This window comes from Nocardia sp. NBC_01503, from assembly GCF_036327755.1.
In the GTDB taxonomy this organism is placed as follows: domain Bacteria; phylum Actinomycetota; class Actinomycetes; order Mycobacteriales; family Mycobacteriaceae; genus Nocardia.
Window position 1 is genome coordinate 3832978 of the sequence record NZ_CP109596.1, and the last position, 24165, is coordinate 3857142.

The 24165-nt window shown below is 67.1% G+C and carries 23 protein-coding genes; 15 read left to right on the forward strand and 8 right to left on the reverse strand.

Annotated elements, in window-relative coordinates:
• Positions 1-51 precede the first annotated feature (51 nt).
• A complete protein-coding gene (locus OHB26_RS17200; RefSeq protein WP_330185163.1) occupies positions 52-1986 on the forward strand; it encodes a peptidase in 1935 nt (644 codons plus the stop codon).
• Positions 1987-2079: 93 nt separating this feature from the next.
• Here OHB26_RS17200 and OHB26_RS17205 read toward each other — a convergent pair whose 3' ends face one another.
• Genes OHB26_RS17205 through OHB26_RS17215 form a run of 3 tightly spaced genes read right to left on the reverse strand, consistent with a single transcriptional unit; the run spans position 2080 to position 3847 of the window.
• Positions 2080-3069 (reverse strand): LGFP repeat-containing protein, encoded by a 990-nt coding sequence (locus OHB26_RS17205; protein WP_330185164.1) that lies wholly within the window; start codon positions 3067-3069, stop codon positions 2080-2082.
• Positions 3070-3109: 40 nt separating this feature from the next.
• Complete coding sequence (locus tag OHB26_RS17210) at positions 3110-3370, reverse strand: hypothetical protein (protein ID WP_067572348.1); 261 nt, start codon at positions 3368-3370, stop codon at positions 3110-3112.
• Positions 3371-3403: 33 nt separating this feature from the next.
• Positions 3404-3847 (reverse strand): PRC-barrel domain-containing protein, encoded by a 444-nt coding sequence (locus tag OHB26_RS17215; protein ID WP_330185165.1) that lies wholly within the window; start codon positions 3845-3847, stop codon positions 3404-3406.
• Between the two features lie 465 nt (positions 3848-4312).
• Here OHB26_RS17215 and OHB26_RS17220 point away from each other — a divergent pair, with 465 nt between their 5' ends.
• Positions 4313-4987, forward strand: coding sequence for a GNAT family N-acetyltransferase (locus tag OHB26_RS17220; protein ID WP_330185166.1), 675 nt, complete (start codon positions 4313-4315; stop codon positions 4985-4987).
• A gap of 154 nt (positions 4988-5141) precedes the next feature.
• On the forward strand, positions 5142-5663 hold the full coding sequence (locus tag OHB26_RS17225) for a hypothetical protein (RefSeq protein ID WP_330185167.1): 522 nt from the start codon (positions 5142-5144) through the stop codon (positions 5661-5663).
• Here the strand turns inward: OHB26_RS17225 and OHB26_RS17230 are convergent.
• Positions 5606-6163, reverse strand: coding sequence for an MmyB family transcriptional regulator (locus OHB26_RS17230; protein ID WP_330185168.1), 558 nt, complete (start codon positions 6161-6163; stop codon positions 5606-5608). The genes OHB26_RS17225 and OHB26_RS17230 overlap by 58 nt on opposite strands.
• A gap of 226 nt (positions 6164-6389) precedes the next feature.
• Between OHB26_RS17230 and OHB26_RS17235 the strand changes: the two genes are divergently transcribed.
• The 4 genes from OHB26_RS17235 (at position 6390) to OHB26_RS17250 (ending at position 13116) form a co-directional block, all read left to right on the forward strand.
• Positions 6390-10019: a BTAD domain-containing putative transcriptional regulator gene (locus OHB26_RS17235; RefSeq protein WP_330185169.1), complete on the forward strand. Its 3630-nt coding sequence runs from the start codon at positions 6390-6392 to the stop codon at positions 10017-10019.
• Between the two features lie 111 nt (positions 10020-10130).
• Entirely contained in the window at positions 10131-10742 is a 612-nt protein-coding gene (locus OHB26_RS17240) for a CHAP domain-containing protein (protein ID WP_330185170.1), read from the forward strand.
• Between the two features lie 166 nt (positions 10743-10908).
• Positions 10909-12123: a hypothetical protein gene (locus OHB26_RS17245; RefSeq protein ID WP_330185171.1), complete on the forward strand. Its 1215-nt coding sequence runs from the start codon at positions 10909-10911 to the stop codon at positions 12121-12123.
• 267 nt (positions 12124-12390) lie between these two features.
• The gene (locus OHB26_RS17250) at positions 12391-13116 is read left to right on the forward strand and encodes a DUF1906 domain-containing protein (protein WP_330185172.1); all 726 of its coding nucleotides are present in this window, start codon (positions 12391-12393) and stop codon (positions 13114-13116) included.
• A 7-nt stretch (positions 13117-13123) separates the two neighbouring features.
• Here OHB26_RS17250 and OHB26_RS17255 read toward each other — a convergent pair whose 3' ends face one another.
• Positions 13124-13486, reverse strand: a complete 363-nt coding sequence (locus tag OHB26_RS17255; RefSeq protein ID WP_330185173.1) for a hypothetical protein — start codon at positions 13484-13486, stop codon at positions 13124-13126.
• A 114-nt stretch (positions 13487-13600) separates the two neighbouring features.
• On the reverse strand, positions 13601-14359 hold the full coding sequence (locus OHB26_RS17260; protein WP_330185174.1) for an Rv1157c family protein: 759 nt from the start codon (positions 14357-14359) through the stop codon (positions 13601-13603).
• 262 nt (positions 14360-14621) lie between these two features.
• Here OHB26_RS17260 and OHB26_RS17265 point away from each other — a divergent pair, with 262 nt between their 5' ends.
• Positions 14622-15884: a mannosyltransferase gene (locus OHB26_RS17265; protein ID WP_330185175.1), complete on the forward strand. Its 1263-nt coding sequence runs from the start codon at positions 14622-14624 to the stop codon at positions 15882-15884.
• An 8-nt stretch (positions 15885-15892) separates the two neighbouring features.
• Here OHB26_RS17265 and OHB26_RS17270 read toward each other — a convergent pair whose 3' ends face one another.
• Complete coding sequence (locus OHB26_RS17270) at positions 15893-16186, reverse strand: 4a-hydroxytetrahydrobiopterin dehydratase (RefSeq protein ID WP_330185176.1); 294 nt, start codon at positions 16184-16186, stop codon at positions 15893-15895.
• Positions 16187-16247: 61 nt separating this feature from the next.
• Positions 16248-16427, reverse strand: a complete 180-nt coding sequence (locus OHB26_RS17275) for a hypothetical protein (RefSeq protein ID WP_330185177.1) — start codon at positions 16425-16427, stop codon at positions 16248-16250.
• Between the two features lie 151 nt (positions 16428-16578).
• On the opposite strand from OHB26_RS17275, the gene typA reads away from it, so the two are divergent.
• The 7 genes from typA to OHB26_RS17310 all read left to right on the forward strand — a co-directional run bounded on the left by typA (position 16579) and on the right by OHB26_RS17310 (position 24075).
• Complete coding sequence (gene typA, locus OHB26_RS17280; RefSeq protein WP_330185178.1) at positions 16579-18474, forward strand: translational GTPase TypA; 1896 nt, start codon at positions 16579-16581, stop codon at positions 18472-18474.
• 387 nt (positions 18475-18861) lie between these two features.
• The gene (locus OHB26_RS17285; protein ID WP_330185179.1) at positions 18862-20586 is read left to right on the forward strand and encodes an ABC transporter family substrate-binding protein; all 1725 of its coding nucleotides are present in this window, start codon (positions 18862-18864) and stop codon (positions 20584-20586) included.
• Positions 20583-21521, forward strand: coding sequence for an N-acetyl-1-D-myo-inositol-2-amino-2-deoxy-alpha-D-glucopyranoside deacetylase (mshB, locus tag OHB26_RS17290; RefSeq protein WP_330185180.1), 939 nt, complete (start codon positions 20583-20585; stop codon positions 21519-21521). The genes OHB26_RS17285 and mshB overlap by 4 nt, the downstream gene beginning before the upstream one ends.
• 3 nt (positions 21522-21524) lie before the next feature.
• Positions 21525-21683: a hypothetical protein gene (locus tag OHB26_RS17295; RefSeq protein ID WP_194852736.1), complete on the forward strand. Its 159-nt coding sequence runs from the start codon at positions 21525-21527 to the stop codon at positions 21681-21683.
• Positions 21680-22195: a hypothetical protein gene (locus OHB26_RS17300; RefSeq protein ID WP_330185181.1), complete on the forward strand. Its 516-nt coding sequence runs from the start codon at positions 21680-21682 to the stop codon at positions 22193-22195. The genes OHB26_RS17295 and OHB26_RS17300 overlap by 4 nt, the downstream gene beginning before the upstream one ends.
• Before the next feature lie 57 nt (positions 22196-22252).
• Positions 22253-22687 (forward strand): nitroreductase/quinone reductase family protein, encoded by a 435-nt coding sequence (locus OHB26_RS17305; protein WP_330185182.1) that lies wholly within the window; start codon positions 22253-22255, stop codon positions 22685-22687.
• An 86-nt stretch (positions 22688-22773) separates the two neighbouring features.
• Positions 22774-24075, forward strand: a complete 1302-nt coding sequence (locus OHB26_RS17310; RefSeq protein WP_330185183.1) for an FAD-binding oxidoreductase — start codon at positions 22774-22776, stop codon at positions 24073-24075.
• Positions 24076-24165 lie beyond the last annotated feature (90 nt).

A 24165-nucleotide genomic window follows, 5' to 3' on the forward strand; every position in this document is an offset into this window, starting at 1 on the left:
ACGGTAGGGTGCGCTTGATCTGAAATGGAACTAGTTCAGAAACGAGATGCCTTGCGTTTCAACATCTCCCTACTGGCCGTGGCCCTCATGGCCGCAGGAGTCGCCGGACCCGGCTCGGGATTCGCCGCCGCCGATCCGACCGCCGACTCGGGGCAAACCCGCTATTCGCTGGTCAACGGCTGCTACCGGATCGACACCCCCGCCGGGGCGCTGGTCCCGGCGGCGGGACCGTATCGGATGCATGCGACGGGGCTCGGCGAATATCTGCTCTACGGTCGAAACCGTGAGGTGCTGGACGCCTCGGCGGGGTCGATTCACCCCGCGAAGAACCCGTCCGTCACCGCCGTCTGGAAGGTGGAGGGTTCGGGTGCGGGTGGATTCACTCTCACCAACAGTGCGACGAAGACCAGCACGCCCGCCACGTTCGTCCAGGAAACCGGCTGTGCCGAATTCCCCGAAGCGCAGTCGAACGCGAACGGAACCCCGGGCCCCAGCGTCGGCGCGGACGGCTCGATCGTGGGCACCATCGACGCGCACGCGCACGTCACGGCCTACGAGTTCATGGGCGGCAACTTCCACTGCGGCCGCCCGTGGCATCCCTACGGCGTGACCTACGCGCTGCCCGATTGCTCGCAATACCGCACCGGCACAAATGGTTTGGTCGCCAGCTTCCTCGACTACGGCGAACCGTTCCACAGCTCCGACACCCGGGGCTGGCCCACCTTCCGGGACTGGCCGAAACCGTCGGTGCTCACCGCCGAAGGCACCTACTGGACCAGTATCGAACGGTCCTGGAAGGCCGGGCTCCGGGTGCTGACGGTCGATCTGGTGGACAACGAATCGTTGTGCGCCATGATGTCCGATCGCCGAAACCCTTGCAACGATATGACTTCCGTGCGCACCCAGGCCGCAGACCTGCGCGCGCTACAGGACTACATCGATGCCCAGGCCGGGGGCCCCGGACAGGGCTTCTTCCGGATCGTCACCGACCCGGCCGCGGCGCGCGCCGTCGCCGCGTCCGGAAAGCTCGCGGTGGTCCTGGGCATGGAGCTGTCGGATCCGATGGGGTGCGGGGTATTCCTCGGCCAGCCCAAATGCGGCCGAGCCGACGTCGACCGCTGGCTGACCGAACTCCGGAATATCGGGGTCAGCAGCTTCTTCCCCGTCCATAAATTCGACAATGCCTTCGGCGGCACGAAGATGGACCATGACACCACCGGCCTGCTGGTGAACGCGGGCAACTTCATGCAGACCGGCACCTTCTGGAATGTCCAGTCCTGCAACGGTCCCGAGCACGACAGCACCCAGCCCTCGGTACCCATCGCGGGCAATATCAACCAGTTCCTCAGCAACCTCACCGGGCCCCTGCTGGGTGGCGCACCGCTGCCCCTGTACGCGGCGGGACCGCACTGCAATGTCCGCGGTCTGACCGACCTCGGCGAGTACCTGATCAACAAGATGATCGACCATGGCTTCCTCATCGAAGTCGATCACCTCAGCGAAGCCACCGCCGACGAAGTCATGACCATCATCGAGAAGCGGCACTATCCCGGCGTGCTGTCCTCGCACGGCTGGGATTCGACCAAGACCACCCAACGCGTCTATGCCGCAGGTGGTTTCGCTACCCCCTATGCGAGCGAACCCGTGACCTTCGTCAAGAACTGGCGCGAGGCCCGCACCATGCCCCGCCCCGGCGGCGACTTCGGCTACGGCTTCGGCTCGGATATGAACGGCCTTGCCGGACAAGGCGCCCCACTCGGACCCAACACCATCCAGTACCCCTTCACCTCCCATGACGGGAAGGTGACCTTCGACCGAGAGCGCTGGGGCGACCGCACTTTCGACATCAACACCGACGGCACCGCCACCTACGGCACCTACGCCGACTGGCTCGAAGCCGTCCGAGTCCTCGGCGGCCCGGACATCATGACCGACGTCTTCCACGGTGCTGAGGTCTACCTGCGCCTGTGGGAACAGGTGCGCTAGAGGACATCGAGCCCCATTCGGATCACCGAATGGGGCTCGAGCGACGAAAGTGCGGGGCGGGCCGTCGTTTTCGGGCGGTCCGCCCCGCGGTGTTCACACTCCGCCGGTGCGGGGAATGCCGCGGGCGAGTTCGGCTGCGCTCGCGAGATGTGAACCGGCACGGCGCATCTGGGCGGTGGCCGTGGTTCCGGCCGCCGCCGCGGTGCCGTATGTCGTGCGGGCGCCGGACGATCCGGCAGCCGCGCGGTGGGCGCCACGCATGCCCTTGGTCAGCAGTGCCGCCAATCCGCCCGCGACCGCCGCGATCGCCAGACCGATGGGCAGGGCCCACCATTTGGCGGCCGAGCTGGAATCCGAATCGCTCACCGCCACACCGGATTCGGGGGCCGGGGTGACCACCGCACCGCCCGGGGCGGCACCTGGAACGGAGACATCCAGACCGCTCAATTGGGCGGCGATCTCAGGTGGCGCGGTGACGAAACCGTCCGCGGCACTCCAGCTGATATCGACAGGTGCGCCGTTCTGCCCCGCGAAGCGCTGGGTGTAGACGCCGTTCGCGACGGTGGTGTCCGAGATCGGCGTGCCCAGCATGCCGTCGGTGGCGTGCAGATGCGACCAGGCGGTGCGGATCGGTCCGCGTACCAGCCAGGCTCCGCCCTGCGGGCTCCACTCGATGGTCGCGCCCTCGGGTGCGGAGAACTCGCTGTAGCGCGCGGTTCCCGCGACCGGGGCATCGGATTCGTCGTTGGTCGGATAACCCAGCCCGGCGTCGGCCCCGCCCAGCGCCAGATACTTGTCGAGGATGGCGCCGTACATCACCTTGGCGCCGGTATCGGGGGAATAGATCATCTTGCCGCCCTGGAAGTCCTGTGCGGCACCGTTCGGGCCGAAGGCATACACCTCGCCGACCTTCTGGCCCAGCGGCGAGTTCGCGCCGCCCTTCTCGTTGTAGTGCGCGTCGATCGCGGCCCCGGCGTCGGCGGGCTGCGCCGCGACCGGACTCGCCAGCAGACCCAGGCCCGCGGCGGCGAACAAACCGAATGCCGCACCGGCGGCGAAAACCGAGTTCTTCCAACGTGTCATGAGAGCTCCTTGTCAGAGTCGTCCACGATGGGTGGGCGTATCAGCGAATCTCGCCCGCCTTGGGCCGGGTGGCGAAGCCGGTGATCGCCGAGAGCACCGCACCGACGATGCCGCCGCCGGCGACCTGCGCCAGGATCTGCCCGAAATCCAATCCGCCCGAAGTCGCGGCCTGGATGATGACGCCGGTGATACCGCCGCCCACCGCGCCGAGACCGCCGTTGACCACGGGGCCAAGCGGATTCTTCGATCCGCCGACGCCACCTCCGACGACGCCGCCGAGTAAACCGAGCAGCCATTCCATAGCAACTCCTCCTCGTAGTATCGGATCGAAAAGCTATGTCCTGTCGTTCTTTTCGTGGCGAGTCGGGCGGGTTTCCGCGGCGCCGTAGGTCATCGGCTCCTCGGCCCCGGCCTGAATCCGCTGGCGCCCAGCCGGATTCATCGTGCTCGGCCCGGCGGTGCGGCGCTGGCCGCTGGTGTAGTGGGCCATCAACTGCTGTTCGGATCGAGAGTCGATGCCCCCGTCGTTCTCCAGGTGCGGTGCGGTGCGGATCTGCTCTTTGGCATACGGCACCCGCAGACTCATATCCTCGGTGCCGTAACCGGCGCCGTCGAGCGGAATCAAGGTCGGGGCGCGTCCGATCTCGCCCGCCATCGCCACCCAGGTCGGGGCTCCGGACTCATTGTCGAGGTAGAAATTCTCGACCCGCCCGATCGCCTCACCCGCACTGTCGTAGACGGTGGCGCCGATCAGTTGTTCCAGCGTGGGGTTCGTCATGTGCTCTCCTTACTGAATTCAGGAATGACTGACGGAAACGCGATGCGATCAGCGGATACCCGCGATCCAACCGGACAAACCGGCAGCAAACGTCATTTTAAGGTCCGCCGCACCTCAGCGCTTTGAAACCGCGATTTACCCATTACCGACTATTAACTGACCGGATTTGCCGGATATCCCCGGTTACGTCCGGGGAACGGGGCGGCGCGGGGTGAAAAGCGCCGCCCTGACCGGGGGATCTGACGGGCTGCCGCGGCGCGCAAACACGTCCGGCGCGACACGCTCAGCGGCGGATTAAATTTGCGCGCCGCCTGCCTTGTTGTGCGGCCTTGTTCCGCTATCGTTCATCGCACTGTTCGATGCTGCTACTGGCGCGCCAAGGCTGATTCGTCGATTCCGGAGCACTCGGCCGGTGCGGCACTGTCCGAAGCGGGCCCCCGACCGTCTCCGAAAGATCGAGGGAACGTGCCTGTACCCCTTACTCTGACCGGCCGTCTGGTCCGGCTGGAACCCCTTGCGCCGCAGCATGCTTCGGGTATATCGGAGGCAGCGGCGGGGAATCGTGACGAATATGCGTACACGCCCGTCCCGCACGGGGTGGACGAGGCGCTGGAATATGTGGCGCAGGCGCTGGCCGGGCATGCCGCCGGGACATCGCTGGCGTTCGCCATTATCGCGGTCGCCAGTGGGCGGGTGCTGGGGTCGACCCGGTTCACCAGATTCGACTACTGGCAGGGGCCGATGGTCTGGCCGCTGGTGCACGGGCTGCCGCCCGGAGATCCCCTGATGGCGGTGCCCGATGCCGCCGAGATCGGGAACACCTGGCTGTCACCGCACGCGCGTGGGACGGGCATCAACCTGGAATCGAAGATGCTGCTGTTGCAGCACGCCTTCGAGACCTGGCGGGTACGTCGCATCAGCATGCGTGCCGATGTGCGAAACCGGCGCTCCCGCTTGGCAATCGAGCGGCTCGGCGCGACCAGCGACGGCGTGCGCCGCGCGCATTCGCGTGGACTCGACGGTGAGGTGCGCAGCACCGCCTTCTACTCGATTCTGGACGAGGAGTGGCCGACCGTCCGCGCCACCATCGAGGGTCAGTTCAGTGCGCGGCCCGCGCGGAACCGGCTGATCGACGCCTAGATTCGCGACTATACTTCCGAGTGTCGCATTGGTCGGCCGTCGAGGAGATCTCTCCGAATCAGGTGACTCGGCGGTCGGCAGCACTTCGGAGCATCAACCAGCAACCGGGCGCGGGGTCGCCTAGCGCGACCCCTCTTTCTCGAGGGAGAAGCGCATGCCCGACCCCATGGCCACCAAGGTCTATCTCGCCGACAGGGTATCGGGCTCTCCCGCGCTCACCCTGTTCCTGGCTCCCGAACCACGCGTTCCCGGCGGCAGCATGCTGCATCTGCTCGAACAGACCCCGCTGACCGGCCGCATACCGCGCCCCAATGCCACCCTGGTGGACTGGTTGCAGGTGCATTGCTCACCTGCGGTCCGCACCCGATTCCTGGCCTTCCGGCCCGGTACCCACGATCCGGCTCGCGCGCGCACGGTGCTGCGCGATCACTTCATCGTCGATCCCGCCCCGCTGGGCCTGGACCTCGACGATCCCGAGGAGCTCACCCGGCTCTCGCTGCTACCCGAACATCAGCTCGGCGCACGCAGAATCGACGACTTCCACGATGCGGCGGTACGCGCCGCCATGCTCGCGGTCTACCGGCATTTCGGTGTGGACCGGCGCATACCGCTCATATATCACGGGTTCGCGGAACCCGAGGACGGCTGGTTCGAGGAGCCCGCGGCCGAAGCATGAGCCTGTTCGGCCTCGGGTGAGGAGTCGAAGGGCACCACGGTGAGCAGCCACCAGGGCCGCCGTGGTGAGTGGAATTCGAAGGTCTGCACATACATACGATGCTCGGCCCGGGTCTCCGGTGCGCGCATGAGCATGGTGCGCTCGCCCCTGTCCTCGGGTGCGGCGGTGTTCTGCCACAGCCGATCCCATTCGGGGGCGCGCCGGCACAGCGTGCGGATCTCCTCACGCCGTTCCGGCGAGACGAGATTCGGTGAGCAGTCCCGGAAGGCCGACACCATGATCTGTGCCTCGGCCTCCCAATTGCTCAGCCGATAGCGGGACATGGGCTCCAGCATGATGGCGGTCAGGAGATTCGCGCCGGGACCGGTGCCCTCGAAGAGTTTGCTGAAGGCGCTGTTCACGGCCACTACGTCGAAGGCGCCGTCGTGCAGGCACGCCGGATACGTAAGGCTGTGCAGCACCGCGAGATCGGCGGGCGGGGGCCGGGAGGGGTCGAACACCCTAGGCAGTGTGCGGTACAACTCTTGCGATTGTCTTCGTAACGGGTTAAGCCGGATCGCAAGACTGGGTATGCCGCAGAATTTCTGCCATATTGAAGGCCTTGTTTGGTTTGGCTCGCAAGTGGGTAAATGGGGGTGGTTCCGCGCCATGGCGGTAACGCGGATCGGTGTGCTGGGTCCGCTGCACATCAGTATCGAAGGTCAGCGAGTGCCCCCCGGGGCTCCTATGCAATGCGCAGTACTGGGACGTCTGGTGGTCGCGGGCGGGCGGGTGGTACCCACCGACCGGCTCATCGACGATCTCTGGAGCGGGGATCCGCCCACCAAAGCCGTTGCCGCGCTCCAGGTCTACATTCACAATCTGCGCCGGGTCTTCGAACCGGAGCGGCCGCGCCGCGCGCAGTCGCGCGTCATCGTCTCCGAATCACACGGGTACGCGCTGAATCTCGAACCCGAACAGGTCGACTCCTGGCACTTCGAACAGCTGCTGCACGGCCATGAATCGGCCATGCGTGATCCGGCGCAGCGACCCGATGCGATGGAACAGGTGCGGGTACTCGATGCCGCGCTCGCCTGCTGGCACGGTAACGCCTTCGAATCCTTCGCCGGAATGTCCTGGGCCATGCAGGAAACCGCCCGGCTCGCGGCCTTGCGCCTCACCGCCGCGGAACTACGGGCACAGGCGGCACTGGAGCTGAACCGGCCCGCCGAGGTGGTGCTGGCGCTGCGGCCCATCTTCGCCGAACACCCCGGCCGGGAGGAGTGCGCGCGACTGCTCGCCCTGGCCCAGTATCGGCTCGGACAGTCCCTGGACGCCCTGGCCACCGTGCGGCACAGCCGCGAATTCCTCACCCTCGAGTTCGGCGTCGATCCCGGGCCCGGCCTGCGCGACCTGGAGACGGCCATCCTCACGCACTCCGTAGAGGCCGAAACCCCGGCCCCGCCGATCGTGATGCGCCGAGTCGATCCGGAACAGGCCCCGGATTCCTTGCCGGACAGCGGTTACAGCGAACAGCGCACCGCCCTGACCACCGCCGCCGAGGCCGCCGCGGCCGGCCAGGTACGCCTGGTCTGGCTCTCCGGTGAGGCCGGTGCGGGCAAGACCACCCTCGCCGCCACCCTCGTCACCCAGTTGGCCGGCCAATCCTGGACCACCGTCTTCGGCCGCTGCCCCGAGGTGGAGGGCGCACCGCCCGCCTGGGCCTGGGCCGAGGTACTGACCGGACTCGATGCCGCCGACCCCGAAACCTATACCGTCTCCGACGCTTTCACGCTCGCGCGGCGCGTGGTCCGCTCCTGCCGGGAACGCTCGGGCAATGGACCCGTCGCCATCGTGCTCGAGGATGTGCACGGCGCGGACGCCGCCACCCTGCAGGTACTGCGGCAGGTGGTGAACTGGCTGCGCGACCGGCCCATCCTGATCGTCGCCACACTGCGCGGCACCGAGGCCGGACCCGGCGTCCGCGATACCGCCGCCGCGCTGGCGCTCTTCACCGCCGACCGGATCGAACTCGACGGCCTCGATCTGGCCGGTACCCGGCGCGCCGCGGCCGCCGCCGGACTCACCATCCTCGACGACCGCACCGTGGAGCTGCTGCGTCGCCGCACCGGCGGCAATCCGCTCTTCGTCCGCGAACTGGCCAAACTCGTTGCCGGACAGGGCAGTACCGACGCACTCCCGGACAGCGTGCGCGATCTGCTCGGCCGCCGCATCGCCCAGTTGCCCGCCGAGGTGATCGAACTGCTCCGACATATGTCGGTGTGGGGTGAGCACAGCGACGTCAATACCCTCGCCGCCTCGGCCACCCACACCCCCGACGCCGTCATCGATCTGATCGCCACCGCCGAGGCGGCGCGACTACTGCGCACCGAGCGCAGCGGCCGAATCGCCTTCGATCACGCACTGGTGCGGGAAACCGTCTACTACGACATCCCGGTGCTGCGCCGGGCCCGAATGCACTGGGCCGCCTTCGAACTCCTCTGTGATCGGCTCCCGAGTGATGCGGGCACGACGCGATCCGTCACCGCCATCGACGCGCTCGCGCACTCCGCCGGGGTATCGGTGGCCGACACCGCCGCACTGCCCAAGACCACGGGAAGCACTCCCGCACAAACCGATTCGCCGTCAACGGTCACCGCCATGGACGCACTCGCGCACTCCGCCGGAATGCCCGCCCCCGGCGGTCCGCCCGACGATGTCGATACGCTGCACTGGACCGCGGCTCGTGCCAGCGCCACGGCCCAGGTGGCCGCCCACGCCGAAGCCACGGGCACGACGGCCGAGACCATGGCCGAGACGTCCGAGACCGCGGCCCCGCCCGGCGTCGATATCGACGCACTGGCCCATCACGCCGCACTCGGCGCGAATGCCGAAACAGCCGTTCGCGCACTCGAATTCGTGCGCGCCGCCGCCCGCCGCTGCGTACAGCGCGGAATGCGGGCCGATGCGGTGCGACGGTGGCGATCGGTGCTCACCCTGCACGAGTTGGCCGGGCATACCGCCCCGAAGGCGGCGCGTGAGGACCGCGTCGCCGTACTGGAGGCCCGCTGCGAATTGGTCACCGCCCTGGCCTACGACGGCCAGCATCTCGCGGCCCGCGCGGCTCGTGAACAGGCCATCGAATTGGCCGAAGCTCTGGGCGGATCGGCATTTCTCGCCCGCGCGGCCACCTGTTGGCCGACCCCACTGATTTGGTCCGTGCATGACTGGCACACCCCCGACCGGCGGATCCGGGAGCCGCTGCGCATTGCCCTGGAAGACCCGAATCTGCCCGTCACCACCAGGATTCGGATACACGTGACCGCGGTCTTCGATCAGGCACTGGAGGATCTCGAGGCCACCGACCGATCCGCGCGTACCGCGAGCGAGCTGGCCGCCCCCATTCCCGATCCGGACCTGCTCTGTACGGTGTTGAACGCACAGGCCTTCGCCGCCTTCGCGCGCGGCGGTTTCCTGCGCGCCGACGATCTGAAACGCCATGCGGGACGGATGCTTCGGATCGCCACCGAGGCCGAACTCACCGAATTCCGCGCGCTCGCACACTATCTGCTGTTCAGGGCCGCACTCGCCGACGCCGATCTGGTCGCCGCCGCCGACCACGCCCGCCGCGCGGGGGAGTACGCCACCGACGGTCAGCTGCGCCATCTGCTCGATGCCATCGCACCCTTCGATATGGTGCTCGAGCTGCTGCGCGGCAATACCGACGGCGTGGAGTTGATGCTCGCCATCGAACCCGCCGCCGCCGATCAGATCGTCGCGAATACCGAAGCGGGAGTACTCGAACCGGCCCGCGAACCCAATGCCCTGCATATCGGAATCGCCATCTCGCTCGCCTGGTCGCGCGAGGACATGTCCGGCTTCCTGGATGACCTGCGCGAGCGCGCCGCCGTCAAACCCGAGCTGTTCATCGACGGCTACGCACTGGCCCTACTGCATTCCGGACAGGAGGAGCTGGCCCGGCAGGTACTGGCCGAGGCGGCTCCGCTGGCACCGCAATTCTGGTCCACCTTCAGTTCGGTGCGCACCCGGCTCGCCATCGCCCTGGGCGATCGACCGTGGGCGCGCGTGCTGTACGACCAACTGCTGCCGTACTCCGGGACCATCGCGGGCCTGGAGACCGGCGCGACCGTGCTCGGCCCGATGGATCATCGCCTCGCCGAACTAGCGGATTTCCTGGGCTATCCGGAGAGCGCCGCGGCACACCGCGATGCGGCCGATCAGCTATTGCGGCGGCTGGAGGTCGACCTGGCCCTGCTCGCCGAACGCGGCGGCCCCAACCATGTGCCGCGGCGCACTCACCGCGTCCGCGAAGTCTCGCTGAGTCAGATCTGCGGCAGTCCCGGCCAGGCCGACTGAGAGCGGTTGTGCAGATCCTGTGGAGGTTCGCCCACCCGGGAACCGCCACGGCCCGCCGGGCGTCGAAACTGGTAGCGGTCGATCGTCGACCGGATACCGGGGAGGGATCGTATGACCGTGCGATTGGAGCGTCCGGCCCGAAAACGGCGCGGGCCGCGCTGGCTCGCGCTGGTGGCCGCGCTGACCGTGCTCGCCGTCGGCGCGGTGGTGGGAGTGCGCTGGTGGCAACAGCATTCGGGCTATCCCGCGGTGGCGGGGGATCGGCTGCGTAGTTTTCCGGCCGTCGACCGCACCGGCTTGGACGCCACACAGCTGAGCGTGCTCGATGTCACCGCGCGGGAATTCGCCCGCCAGCCCGGCGGCACCACCTACTCCGAAGGCGTCCGGGAACCGTGGTGCGCCGACTTCGTCAGCTGGGTGATGCGGGAATCCGGTCGCCCACTGGACAATCCGAATTCCGGCTCTTGGCGTATTCCGGGTGTCTCCACCCTCGAGGCCTACTACCGGCAGCAGAACCGCTTCGAGGAGCCGGGTTATCGCCCGCATATCGGCGATGTGGTCATGTACGCCGGGGGCAGTGCATTCAGTCAGCACACCAATATCGTCATCGACACCGCCGCGGACTCCATCACCACCATCGGCGGTAATGAATTCGGCAAGATCAGCATCCATCGCATCGCGCCCGCGGAGGTCTCCGGCATAGTCGGATACGGCCGATTGTGAACAGTCCAGTTCCACATTTTGGAAACGCTGCCCCTGGAGGGTGGGACAGAACGGGAGTTCCGCCTACGATGGTCTTCGGCGGCGCCCGGCAGCGTCGCCGATTGATCCCTGTCCTGCTGCCCCCTCATCGGCAGGACAGGGGTCCCCGCCCGACGAAAGTAGCTGGATGACGCCGTCCGACGAACCCATCTGGATCGATTACGCCGAATTCGGCGAACGTTTCGTGGCGGCGGCGGTAACGGAATCCCGAATCGAAGCAGCGGTCTCCGGGATGGCCGGGCGCGGTATGACCATCGGACCATTCAGTATCGGCCCCGCCGGACTCGCGCGATTCGTGGCCAAGGGCAGCGTCGGAAAACCCACCATCATTCGGCGCGGCCCGCATGTGCACTTCGATGTGGCGCTGCCGGTGAAACTCCGGGTCGACGTCACCCTCGGCGGTCAGCGATTACGCCTGGAGGCGGTGGTCGACATCGATCTGCGACTCCACGCCCGCACCGCGGACCCGCTGTTGATCGTCATCGATATTCCGCCGGTCACCGGCCGCGATGTCAGTTTCGTCATGCGGGCGCAGGCCATCGGCGCGGCCTTCGACCTCTTGGTCGATCCCATTGCCAAATTGGTGCAGCGCGAGGTCGCCAATCGCATCAATGCCATTCTCGAGGACCCGGACGCACAGCGCGGGCGCACCTTCGACGTCGAGGCCATTCTCAATGGCAGCGGTTCGCCGTATCGCGGTCGGCCCGCTCATGACTGGATCGACTACGGCGAGTTCGGCCACCGCTTCTTCGAACGCATCGTGACCGTCGACCGGGTGCGCGAGGTGGTGGAGTCCATGGCGGGCAAGCCCATCGAGGTCGGTCCGATCCGCACCGGACCGGGTAATCGGGCGCAGGTCGCGGTGCACGGCACCGTGCGACTACCTCGGATCGTGGAGTCCACGCACGACCCCGCGCCCGTCAAGCGCGAACCGGTGATCGCCGAATTGCCCACGCCCGCAGGGCAACACCCGATTCCGGAGGCCGATACCGTCGATAAGGCGGATCTGGTGACCTTCGATCTGACCATTCCGGTGAGCCTGGACATCACCGTGGATGTGCTGCAATCCAATCGCTACAGCGCCGAGCTGCAGGTGCCGGTGGCCCTGACCGCCCGTGCCGCCGAGCCGCTGCTCATCGTGATCGACGCCGCCCCGCCCGCGCCCGAGCAGATCGAGCTCGAGCTCAAGGCGCAGGGCCTGCGCGCGGCCACGCTGGGCAAGCTCGCCGGGATTCGCCGTCAGGTGGCGATACAGGTGGCCTCGGTGGTCCGCGCCGAGGTTGCCGATACTTCGCGCCGCACCATCGATGTGGGTGCGCGCCTCGACGGTACCCGCGTCTGACCTGTTGCTATTCCGATCCTCCATGTCCGATGTGCCCGATTGCGCACGTATGTGACTAATGGTGTCAAAGTGCCGTGTGCGACTGGCGATTCCAATGTGAATATGGTGAAATGAGGGCGCGTTCAGGGCTCCCGGCGCACGGATGATCTTCGGATCATCGGGGAAGGTGCGCCGGGCACGCCGCAAAAGGTTCTACCGGTCACGGCAATCCTTCGGTGCGCACGCGATCGGCATGTTCGGTCAGCGAGTGTGCGAAGGAGTTCCGCGATGGTCTTTTCCCGTGTCAGCCGCCGGGCGTTCCTACTCGGAGGCGCGACCGTGGCCGCCGGTGTCTCCGCCGGTCTGAGCCTGCCCGCCCCCAATGCCGCGGCGCGACAGCAACTCGGCACCCTGCTGGATTACGCGGGCGGTGTCCCGACCGCCGAATCCATCAGTGCCGAAGGGCATATGGGCGTCATCCGATACGTCTCGGACCGCCGCCCCGGCGCGGAGTGGATGGCCGGAAAGCCGCTGCTCGCCGGGGAGGTCGAGCAACTCCGGGCGGCCGGGCTCTCGGTGGTCTCCTGTTACCAGTTCGGCAAGGGGCCCACCGCGGACTGGCGCGGCGGCCTCGCGGCCGGACTCAAGCATGCCGCAAGGGGATTGGTACTGCATAAGGCGGCGGGTGGTCCGGACAGCGCACCCATCTACGCCTCCATCGACGACAATCCCGACGACGCCGACTTCGACAGTATGATCGAGCCCTATCTACGGGGTTGGGAGACGGTCCTGGGCCGCGAGCGCGTCGGCGTCTACGCCAACTCGCCGACCATCGACTCGATTCGCGACGCGGGCCTGGGTTCCTATTTCTGGCAACACAATTGGGGCACCCCGAAGGGCTACGTCCACCCCGACGCGAACCTGCACCAGTTCGAGATCGACAAGCGCTCGCTGGACGGCATCGGAGTCGACGTCAACGCCGTACTCGCACCCCAGTACGGCCAATGGTGGTAGCGATCCGCTAGGTCTGGCTGTGGAAGGTCGGATCTTCCAGCAGATCCGGCTCGTCGGGGACTACACGCAAGGTGCGGTGATGATCGACCGCGTCGTCGTCACCCCCGGAGAAGGCTTGGCGGTCACCCATCCACGAGAAGATCGACCAGCGGGACAGACCCGAGAAGGCCGATCCGATACTGCCGAACGACGCCGATGAGATGAGTGAGCCGAAGGATCCGGCGGAGCCGATGGACAGCACCGACCCGATACTTCCGATGGACAGAATCGAATAGGCCGAGCCGATCGACAGGATCGATCCCTCCGAGCGAATCGAGAGAATCGATCGGCGCGACTTCAGGCCCCGCAGGGCGGAGTTATCAGCGGCCATACCTGCCGGTCTACCACAGTCGGCCTTGATCAAGAAAGACTTCGCCCCTGTCCCGGCCCGGCTTGGCGCCGGGGAGGAACAGGGGCGGAATTCTCAGCTGACAGCGGATTGTCCTCAGACCGTGAAGAATCCGATGGTCGGCAGGAACGAGCAGGTGATGGGCTGGGATTCGGCATCCGCCTGGGTGGTCAGCGAACCCGAGACCACGGCGACGACGCGTCCGGCACCGGTGTTGACGATGGCCGACAGTGTGGCCGGGCCATCCGGATTGATCTTGGCCTCATCGGTCAGGTTGACGACACCGCTCACGCGGGTGTCCAGGTTCAGCCACTGCACGGTCATCGGCGGGGTCTGAATCTCGGTGGGCCGCTTGGTGCCGAGCGCGGTGAAGACGAAACCGGTCTGTCCCGCAACGGGTCCGGGCGGCGGCAGCTGGGCCGGGCCGGGCACGGCGAGCGCGGTGCCCACCGAATCCGCACCGGAGCCGATGCAGCCCTTACCGATGGTCGGCCACAGGAACTGGGCGATGACCGGGCCGTCCTGGGGGATGTCCGGGCCACCGCCGCCGCTGCCGTCCAGGAAGGTGATGATCTTGTTCAGCGTGTCCTTGACCGACTGCGGCAGGTTCAGCGTGGCCAGGATCTGCTTGGCCTGATCGAGAATGGCGGTCTGCGGGCCGGGAGCCGCGATATCCGCGGGTCCGGCGGCGGCACCGATGATGGCGGGAATCAGCGAAGCGAGCGCGTCGACCGAAACGCCTTCGGGAATCATCGGAATGGACGCCGTGGTCTGCGCGGGCGCGGGCGCCGGCTTGGCGAACGCAGTGGTGGGCACGGCCACGGTGGCGCAGGCGGCCAGGGCGACTGCGGACATTGCGAACCGCGATCCTCGGGTGCGAAGCACTGGTGTAGCCGTCCTTACCTTCGGGTGCATCTAGCGGCGATGGAGACATCGCTTCCGCGCCACTCTAGGGACCGTGCTGCCCGGTTGTACAGCCACGGAGTGATCTTGGCGTCCTGCATCAAGTAACGCTATCGAACAGCGGACCGGAAGCGGTGTTACTGATGTTGTCAGTGATGCAAATGTTACAGCAGGGGGAGCATGCCGCACGGCACATTTCCCCGTACGACTAGGCTTGTCGAGGCCTGTCGCCCGAGCTGAAAGTCCCGCCGTGAACCGACACTTCCGACTGGCAGCCGCGGCACTTGGTATTTCGGTGCTGGTCCGCCTCGCCTGGGTGCTCTTCCTGCCGAATGGCATGAACTTCGTCGATCTGCACGTCTATGTGGATGGTTCGGCCGCGCTGGGTAGCGGCAACCTCTTCGATTACACCGACTCCAGTAAGACACCGGACTTTCCGCTGCCTTTCACCTATCCGCCGTTCGCGGCGCTGGTGTTCTATCCGCTGCACTTCCTGCCGTTCTCCGTTGTCGCCATCGCCTGGCTGCTCGCGACCATGGCCGCGCTGTTCGGCGTGGTGTGGCTCGCGCTGGAGCTGATTCTCGGGAAAGACGCACTACGCGAACAACATTGGCGCACCGTCGCGGTGGCGTGGACCGCTGTCGGCCTGTGGCTCGAACCGGTGCGCACCACCCTGGACTACGGCCAGGTCAATGTCTTCCTGGTGTTGATCGCCATGCTCGCCGTGCGCAGCGCCCGCTGGTGGGTGTCCGGCACGCTGGTCGGCGCGGCCGCGGGGGTGAAGCTGACGCCCGCTGTCACCGGCCTGTATTTCGTGGCGCGGCGACGTTGGCTCGCGGCGGTGTGGTCGGGGGTGGTGTTCTTCGGCACCATCGGGCTGACCTACCTGATCACTCCCGATGAGACGCGCAAGTACTTCACCGAACTGCTCGGTGACGCCACCCGGATCGGCCCGGTCGGGTCGTCGGTGAACCAGTCACTGCGCGGCGCGCTCAGCCGCATCCTCGGCCACGATGTGGTCTCCGGGCCGGTGTGGCTCGCGGCGGTGCTGGTCACGGCCGTACTCGCGGTGCTGGCCTGGCGCGCGCTGGCCAAAGACGACCGGCTGGGCACGCTGCTCATCGTGCAGCTGTTCGGTTTGATGGTGTCGCCGATTTCCTGGTCACACCATTGGATCTGGTTGATTCCGGTCGTGCTGTGGCTGCTCTACGGTCCGATGCGCGAGGCCGCGGGCGCGCGCCTGGTGGCCGGGTACTGGCTGGTTACCACGGTTATCGGAGTGCCGTGGCTGCTCTCGCATTTCCAGACTTCCATTTGGACCATTTCGCGGCCGGGCATCTTGTCCTGGCTGGCCGCGGTTGATGTGATCGGCGTGCTGATCTTCTATGTCTGGGTGGCGTGGGCGGGCCGGCGTGAGCAGTCAGGCCCGGAGGCGGCAGCCTGCGTAACCACGCAGGGCCCTGCTCGCGCCGCGTAGATACAGCGCTAACTCTGTGCGTCCAGTCGATCGATCTCATGCGCAAGAGCCACATCCAGCGCGGTGAGGCCATTGGCGTCATGGGTGGAGAGCGTGAAGGTGACGCGCCGCCAGCGGATATCCATATCCGGATGATGGTTGGCGGCCTCGGCGGCGACCGCGACTCGGCGGACCAGTTCGATCCCGGCCAGGAATGACGCGGCCTCGACGGTGCGGGAGATGCTCTGCCCGGTGCGGGTCCAGTCGGGGAGTTCGGTGAGCGCCTTGGCGATCTCTGCTTCGGAGAGCGGTGCGGGAGTCATGCCTCCGGTGTACTCCCGGGGCGGCGCGGGCGCGCGGATTTCGGCAGCGCGCCTGTGGAATTCACGCCGCGCGGGCGGCTTTGAGGCCCTTCTTGAGCTCTTTCTTGCCGCAGCAGCCCGAGGCTTCGAGCTTCTTCATGCGCATGATGACCACGGGGCATTTCACGCACCGCGTCTTCTTGCGGCAGCATTTTCTCTTCGGCTTCAGACTGGAAACGTCCTTCGCCTTCACCTTGCCCATGTTGGTTAGCTTAACCTAACTCGGGTGCGTTAAACGTGTGAGTTATGTCGAACGGTAGTGTGTAGCTCGCCGCATGCCCGGTGGAATCAACTACTTCCCCATGCATGACCCGCCGGGTCGGGCCAACCCTTTGCACCAGGAGGAATCTAACGTGTCGTCTGTCGAGTTCCGTAACGTCGCCATCGTGGCGCACGTCGACCACGGCAAGACAACACTGGTCGACGCCATGTTGCGTCAGTCCGGGGCGTTTGCCGAGCGCGCCGAGCTCGTCGACCGAGTGATGGACTCCGGAGACCTGGAGCGCGAGAAGGGCATCACCATTCTCGCGAAGAACACCGCGGTGCACCGGCACAATGCCGATGGCTCGCTGACGGTGATCAACGTGATCGACACCCCCGGCCACGCCGACTTCGGTGGTGAGGTCGAGCGCGGCCTGTCCATGGTCGACGGTGTCGTCCTGCTCGTCGACGCCTCCGAGGGGCCGCTGCCGCAGACCCGCTTCGTACTGCGCAAGGCCCTCGCTGCCTCGCTGCCGGTCATCCTGGTGGTCAACAAGACCGACCGTCCGGACGCCCGTATCGAAGAGGTCGTCGAGGAGTCGCACGATCTGCTGCTGGACCTCGCCTCCGATCTGGATGACGAAGCCTCCGAAGCCGCCGAGCTCGCCCTCGATCTGCCGGTGCTGTACGCCTCGGGCCGTGAGGGCAAGGCCTCCACCGCCCGCCCCGAGAACGGCACCGCGCCCGCCGCGGACAACCTCGACGAGCTGTTCGAGGTCCTGATGAAGTACGTCCCCGCCCCCAAGGGCGATAAGGACGCACCGCTGCAGGCGCACGTCACCAACCTCGACGCCTCCCCGTTCCTCGGCCGTATCGGCCTGGTCCGCATTCACAACGGCACCCTGCGCAAGGGCCAGAACGTGGCGTGGATGACCCCCGAGGGCAATAAGACCGTCAAGATCACCGAGCTGCTGCAGACCGTCGGCGTCGAGCGCAAGCCCGGTGAAGAGGCCATCGCCGGTGACATCGTCGCCGTCGCGGGCATCCCGGAGATCATGATCGGCGACACCCTCGCCGACGTCGAGAACCCGGTCGCGTTGCCGCGCATCACCGTTGACCAGCCCGCCATCTCGGTGACCATCGGCACCAACACCTCGCCGCTGGTGGGTCGCGTGTCCGGTCACAAGCTGACCGCCCGCATGGTGAAGGACCGCCTCGACAAGGAACTGATCGGCAACGTCTCGCTGAAGGTGCTCGACATCGGCCGCCCGGACGCCTGGGAGGTGCAGGGTCGTGGTGAGCTCGCGCTCGCCATCCTGGTCGAGCAGATGCGCCGCGAAGGCTTCGAGTTGACCGTCGGCAAGCCGCAGGTGGTCACCCAGATGGTCGACGGCAAGATGCACGAGCCCTACGAAGAGCTCACCGTCGACTGCCCGGACGAGTACCTGGGCGCCGTCACCCAGCTGCTGGCCGCCCGCAAGGGCAAGATGGTCCAGATGAGCAACCACTCCGCCGGGTGGGTGCGCATGGAGTTCATCGTCCCCTCGCGCGGTCTGATCGGCTTCCGTACCGACTTCCTCACCGAGACCCGCGGTACCGGTATCGCCAACGCCATCTTCGACGGTTACGCACCGTGGGCCGGCGAGATCCGCGCCCGCCACACCGGTTCGCTGGTGTCGGACCGTGCCGGTTCGGTCACCCCGTTCGCCATGATCCAGCTCGCCGACCGCGGCCAGTTCTTCGTGGAGCCGGGCGCCGACACCTACGAGGGCATGGTCGTGGGCATCAACCCGCGTGCCGAGGACCTCGACATCAACGTCACCCGTGAGAAGAAGCTGACCAATATGCGGTCCGCCACGGCCGACGTCTTCGAGACCCTGGCCAAGCCGCTGCACCTGGACCTGGAAGCGGCCATGGAGTTCTGCACCGACGACGAGTGCGTCGAGGTCACCCCCGAGGTCGTCCGCGTCCGCAAGCTGATCCTGGGCGCGACCGAGCGTGGCCGCGAGCTCTCCCGTAAGAAGGCCCGCGACCGCGCCGCGCAGTAATATCTGTCGCTGTAATATCTGCCTCCGCTTCGCTGCGGCGGGTCGCGGCCCTCGTGACCCCGGTTCTTCCCTCCCTCCGCTCCTCCGCTTCGCTCCCCCGCTCCACTCAGTCCAGAACCGGGGCGGGCCGCGACTCGGGGCGGGGGGAGTTCGGCGTCTTGGAATCGCCTACGATCGCGATGCACACGATCCGGGTGCCATGACCGTCAAGGTTCGCGGCCCGGCTCGGTTCTGGAGCGACGGAGCGAGGGAGCGCAGCGACTGAGCGGAGGAGTGAAGAACCGAGCCTCAAAGGGCCGCGAACCCGCCCGGAGCGAAGCGGAGGGCAAATTGGGCACAGTGAGAACGGGGGCCGGTGTGCGCGCATCCTTGCGCGTGGTGCTTTTGATGGTCGCGACCCTCTTGGCGGTCGCGACCGGCTGCACCGCGAATCCGCCACCGCCCATCGAGTCCACCGACAGCCCGAAGACGCAGCCCGCCAAGCCGGGGAAGAATTCGATCGTCGTCGCGGTGGATGACATCGGTATCGGGTTCAATCCGCATCTGCGGTCGCAGCTTTCGCCCGCGGCGTCGGCGGTCTCCTCGATGGTGCTGCCGAGTCCGTTCCGGTCGGTGCCGAATCCGGTGGTACCGGGTGGCGCGGATTGGGTGCTGGATCCGGCGCTGATGGTTTCGGCGGATGTGACCTCGCAGGAGCCGTTCACCATCACCTATCAGATCAAGAACGAGGCGTCCTGGTCCGATGGCGCTCCCATTGCCGCCGAGGACTTCAAATACCTTTGGCAGCAGATGATTACGCAGCCGGGTGTGGTGGATCCGGCCGGGTATCGGCTGATTTCGGATGTGAGCTCCTCCGCGGGCGGTAAGACCGTCACCGTCACTCTGCGCGAGGAGTATCCGGCCTGGCGGCAGTTGTTCACCGATCTGCTGCCGCAGCATCTGGTGAAGGATTCCGGGTTCGAGCAGGGCCTGGTGGACACCATTCGCATCTCGGGCGGCCAGTTCCGCATCAAGCAGGCCGATCGCGGTCGCGAGGAGATTCTGCTCGAGCGCAATGACCGGTACTGGGGTAAGCCCGCGGTGCCGGATCAGATCCTGCTGCGGCGCGGTGGAACTCCCGCACAGGTGGCGGAGTCGCTGCGGGTCGGGGACGCGCAGATGGCGCTGGTGCACGGTGGGGTCGCCTTGCAGGCGCAGTTGGCGGCGATTCCCTCGGTGCGTACCGCGATTCAGGCGCAATCCCGGGAGATGCAGCTCGTATTGAACGGCCGCACAGGTGATTTGGCGGATGCACGGGTGCGCAAAGCCGTGCTCGGCCTGCTGGATCCGGTGTTGCTGGCCACGGTCGGCGCGCAGACCGGCAGCTGGGTGGAGCCGGTGCGCGCGCAGGTGCTGGCACCGTCGGACCCGGGCTATGCCGCGACGCAGCCGCCACGGTTGAGCAATGAAGAGGTGTACGGCCTGTTCAACGAGGCCGGATATGGCCGGGGACCGGAGCCTTCGGTATCGCAGTCGCCGACTTCGCCCGCGCCGCAACCGCGTCCGATCGCCAAGAACGGTAAGACGCTGACCATTCGGATCGGCGCGGTCGAGAACGATTCCGCGACGCTGGCGGTCGCCAATACCGCCGCCGACCAATTGCGCAGTGCCGGAATCGATGTGATCGTGCGCAGTGTCGCCGCCGCACAGCTGTACGGCAAGGACACCACCGATGCCGGGGTGGACGCGATCGTCGGCTGGGAGTACGCGGGCGCCGATCCGGCGACCGCGCTGGCCTCGCGCTACGGCTGCCCGCCGGTACCGGTCCCGGATGCCTCCGACACGACCACCGACAACACCGTCGCCGATGCCGCGAAGAAGGCGCCGTCCAATCTTTCGGGTGTCTGCGATCCGGTCCTGCAGCCGGGTATCGATACCGCGCTGCGCGGTATCGATGTCGGCAAGGTGATCGGCGACTCCGAACCCGCGCTCTGGAATCTGGCGACGGTGCTGCCGATCGTGCAGGACACGCAGGTGGCCGCGGCCGGACCGCGGGTGGACGGCGTCTCGCTGAGCGGCGCCATCCAGACCGGCGTCTTCGCCGATGCCGCGAACTGGCGGCGGCTGCCATGACCGCGGCGGATCGAGGGGCGCGGGGGCAGGGCGGGCTGCTGCTGGTGCACGCGCACCCCGATGACGAGTCCATCACCACCGGCGGCACCATCGCGCACTATCGGCGGCGGGGTATTCCGGTGACCGTGGTGACCTGCACCCTCGGTGAGGAGGGTGAGGTCATCGGTGACGAGTGGGCGCGCCTGGTCGCCGATCAGGCCGATCAGCTGGGCGGCTTCCGGATTCTCGAATTGACCAGGGCCCTGGGCGAATTGGCCGCCGCGCCGCCGCGTTTCCTGGGTGGTGCGGGCCGCTGGCGGGACTCCGGCATGGCCGGGACACCCGCGGCGCGGAATCCGCGCGCCTTCGTGAAATCCGGTCAGGAGGCGGTGGACGCGCTGGTCCAGATCCTGCTGGAGCTGCGTCCCGATGTGGTCGTCGGCTATGACCCGCGCGGCGGCTACGGTCATCCGGATCATCTTCGCGCGCACGAAATCACCATGGCCGCAGTCGATTCCGCGTCCGAGTGGGGTTGGGAAGTGCCGAAGGTCTACTGGACGGTCACCGACGGCGCCACCCTCGCCATGCACACCGAGGCGCTCAAGCGCCGCACGGTGGATCAGCTGCCCGGTGCGCTGCCGCCCGGCTGGCGACTGCCGCACGCGGGCGAATTGGCCTGTGTGCCACATGAATCCGTCACCACCACGGTGGATATCGCCGATTCCCTCGCCGCCAAACGCGCGGCCCTGCGCGCACACGCCACCCAGGTGACGGTCGCGCCGTCCGGCCGCGAGTTCGCGCTGTCGAACAATATCGCCCAGCCGGTGCTGCCGGAGGAGCACTACATTCTGGTGCGTGGGCAGCGCGGTCCGGTCGGTGCCGACGGTCAGGAGCATGATCTGTTCGCCGGATTGCCCGGCGCACCCGTTTCACAGTCGATCGAGATGAGACACTGAGCCATGTACAACTGGGACTTGCAAAACGCGATCGCGGCGTTCGTCGAGAGCCAGCGCCCCAACTTCCAGGCGCAGCACGAGCTGTATCTGTCGGTGCTGTACGGATTCGTCGATATGCAGAGTCACCTACTGACCCTGCTCGGCTTCCCGCCGGTGCCGTGACGGCCGCCGTCGGAGCTCGCCCGGGTGACTCCCCGCGCGCGGCCAGCGTGCCCGCACCGAATTGGGTCACCATCGCCATCGCGCTCTTCCTGACGGTGGACGCGCTGATCACGCTGGTGCTCGAGGTGTTCTACCTGCCGATCTACGCCGGTCACGCGCATGTGCCGACCAGTCAGCCGGTGCTGGCCGCCGCCGCGCCGCTGGCCTCGACCGCCACCACGGCCGGGGCGATCGCGCTGCCGATCACCGCGCTGGTCGCGGGTGTGGTGAATGTGCTGCTGGTGATGGGCATGTCGGTGGTGAGTCAGCGCATTCCGGTCATGATCATTCCGTTGACGGTGTGGACGCTCGGCTTCCTGGTGTGCGCCAGCAGCGGACCAGGTGGTGACGCGCTGCTCATCAGCGATTGGCCGACCATGGCGCTGCTGCTGTGCGGACTGGTGCCGGCGGGGTTGTACCTGTATTGGCGCGCGACCGCCCGCTACGCGCATGAGATCAAGGCCGTGCGCTAACCGGGTCCGGCATCGCGGTGGCATGCTTCGGATGTGCTGCCCAGCGAAGGAGACGCCATGTCCGGCGAGATCGATGCGGCCCGAAAGTTCCAGCGGGTCAGGATTATTCAGCGGTATCTGATCAATCCGCCGATGCGCGCCCTGGTCTCGGCCGGGCTGATCGCCGATCATGCGCTGCTGGAGACGCACGGTCGTAGAACCGGTAAGCGCCGGGTGAGCGTGGTGGGTGTGAATCCCGACGGCACCGCGCTGTGGGTGGTCTCCGAGCACGGTCGACGCGCCGGTTATGTCGCCAATATCGCCGCGCAGCCCAAGATTCGAGTGCGGTATCGGCGGCGCTGGTATCCGGCCGTGGCCACCCTGTTGCCCGAGGATGACGCCCGGGCGCGATTGGCGGGCTGGCGACAGCAGTCGACCCGCAATGCCATCGAGCGTTTCGGCACCCAATTGCTCACCATCCGCCTGGATCTGGACGGCTACCGGGGCGAATAGCGCTGGTTTCGCCCCACGGTCACACTTGCTCCGCCTGCTTCGTCTTGTTGACAACCGATCAAGACCAACGGAAGCGAGAAGCGACAATGGGTTTCGAGGAGCTGCGCACACGGGTTCGGGGCCGGGTACTGACACCCGGTGACGCGGATTTCGAGCAGGCGACCACGCCGTGGAATACCGCGGTGGAACAGCGCCCGGCAGCGGTGGTCGAGGCCGCCACGGTCGGGGATGTCGCGGCGGTCGTGCGATTCGCTCGTGATACCGGAGGATTCGTGGTCACCCAGCCGACCGGGCACGGTGCGACCGGGGATATCGCGGGCGCGATCCTGCTGCGCACCGGACAGCTCGATTCGGTGTCCATCGATGTCGAGGCGCGGGTGGCGCTGGTCGCCGCCGGAGCCGACTGGGGGCAGGTGCAGGCCGCGGCCGCCGAGCACGGACTGACCGGGCTGGCTGGCAGTAATCCGGTGGTCGGGGTGACCGGGTACACGCTCGGCGGCGGTTTGGGCTGGTTCGGCCGCAAATATGGTTGGGCGTCGAACGCGGTGCGCGCCTTGGAGATTGTGAACGCCGACGGCGATCCGGTGCGCGTGACCGCCGACAGCGATCCGGAGTTGCTGTGGGCGCTCTGCGGTGGCGGCGGAGATTTCGGTGTGGTGACCGCGCTGGAGGTCGACCTGTTCCCCGCGCCGGGACTGTACGGCGGGCGGGTGGTCTGGCCGGGCACGCGTACCCGTGAGGTGTGGGAGTTGTTCCGGCGGTTGACCTCTCAGGCCCCCGATGAGCTGTCGGTATGGTTCCACCGGTTCCGGTTCCCGCAGGCCCCGGAGATGGTGGCCCTGGATGTCGCCTACCTCGGTGATCCGGCGCGGGGACGCGCGCTGGTCGCGGCCCTCGACGGAGTCGAGGGCGCGGTCTCCGATACCCGCGCGGTCATGTCGGTGGCCGATCTCGGCGATATCACCTCGGAGCCGATCGCGCCCAGCCCCTCCATATCCCGCGCCGAACTGCTCACCGATCTCGACGACGAGACCGTGCGGGTGCTGCTCGGCGATACCGTCGCCCCGCTGCTGAATATCCAGGTCCGCCATCTCGGTGGTGCGCTGGCCCTGCCCGGTGCGGGTGCGCGCGGGCCGCTGACCGAGCCGTACGCGGTGTACCTGCTCGGCCTCGGCATTCCGGAGCTGCGCGATCAGGTGACAGCCAAGCAGCAGGCGCTGGTCGAGGCACTCGGCGCGCATATCAGTGGTTCGAAGCCGTACACGTTCCTGGCTCCGGGGGAGTCCGCGGCGGCGGCCTTCGAAACCGAGACCCTCGAGCGACTGCGGGTACTGAAGCGAAAGGTCGATGCGGACAATGTGATTCGTGCCAATTTCGGCGTGCTGTGATGATGGTCGAGGTCTGCGGCCGTACCCGACCGCTGGTGTGACCCGTATGCCATGGTGAATCCACCGCTACCTCATTAGCCTTCGAAATGA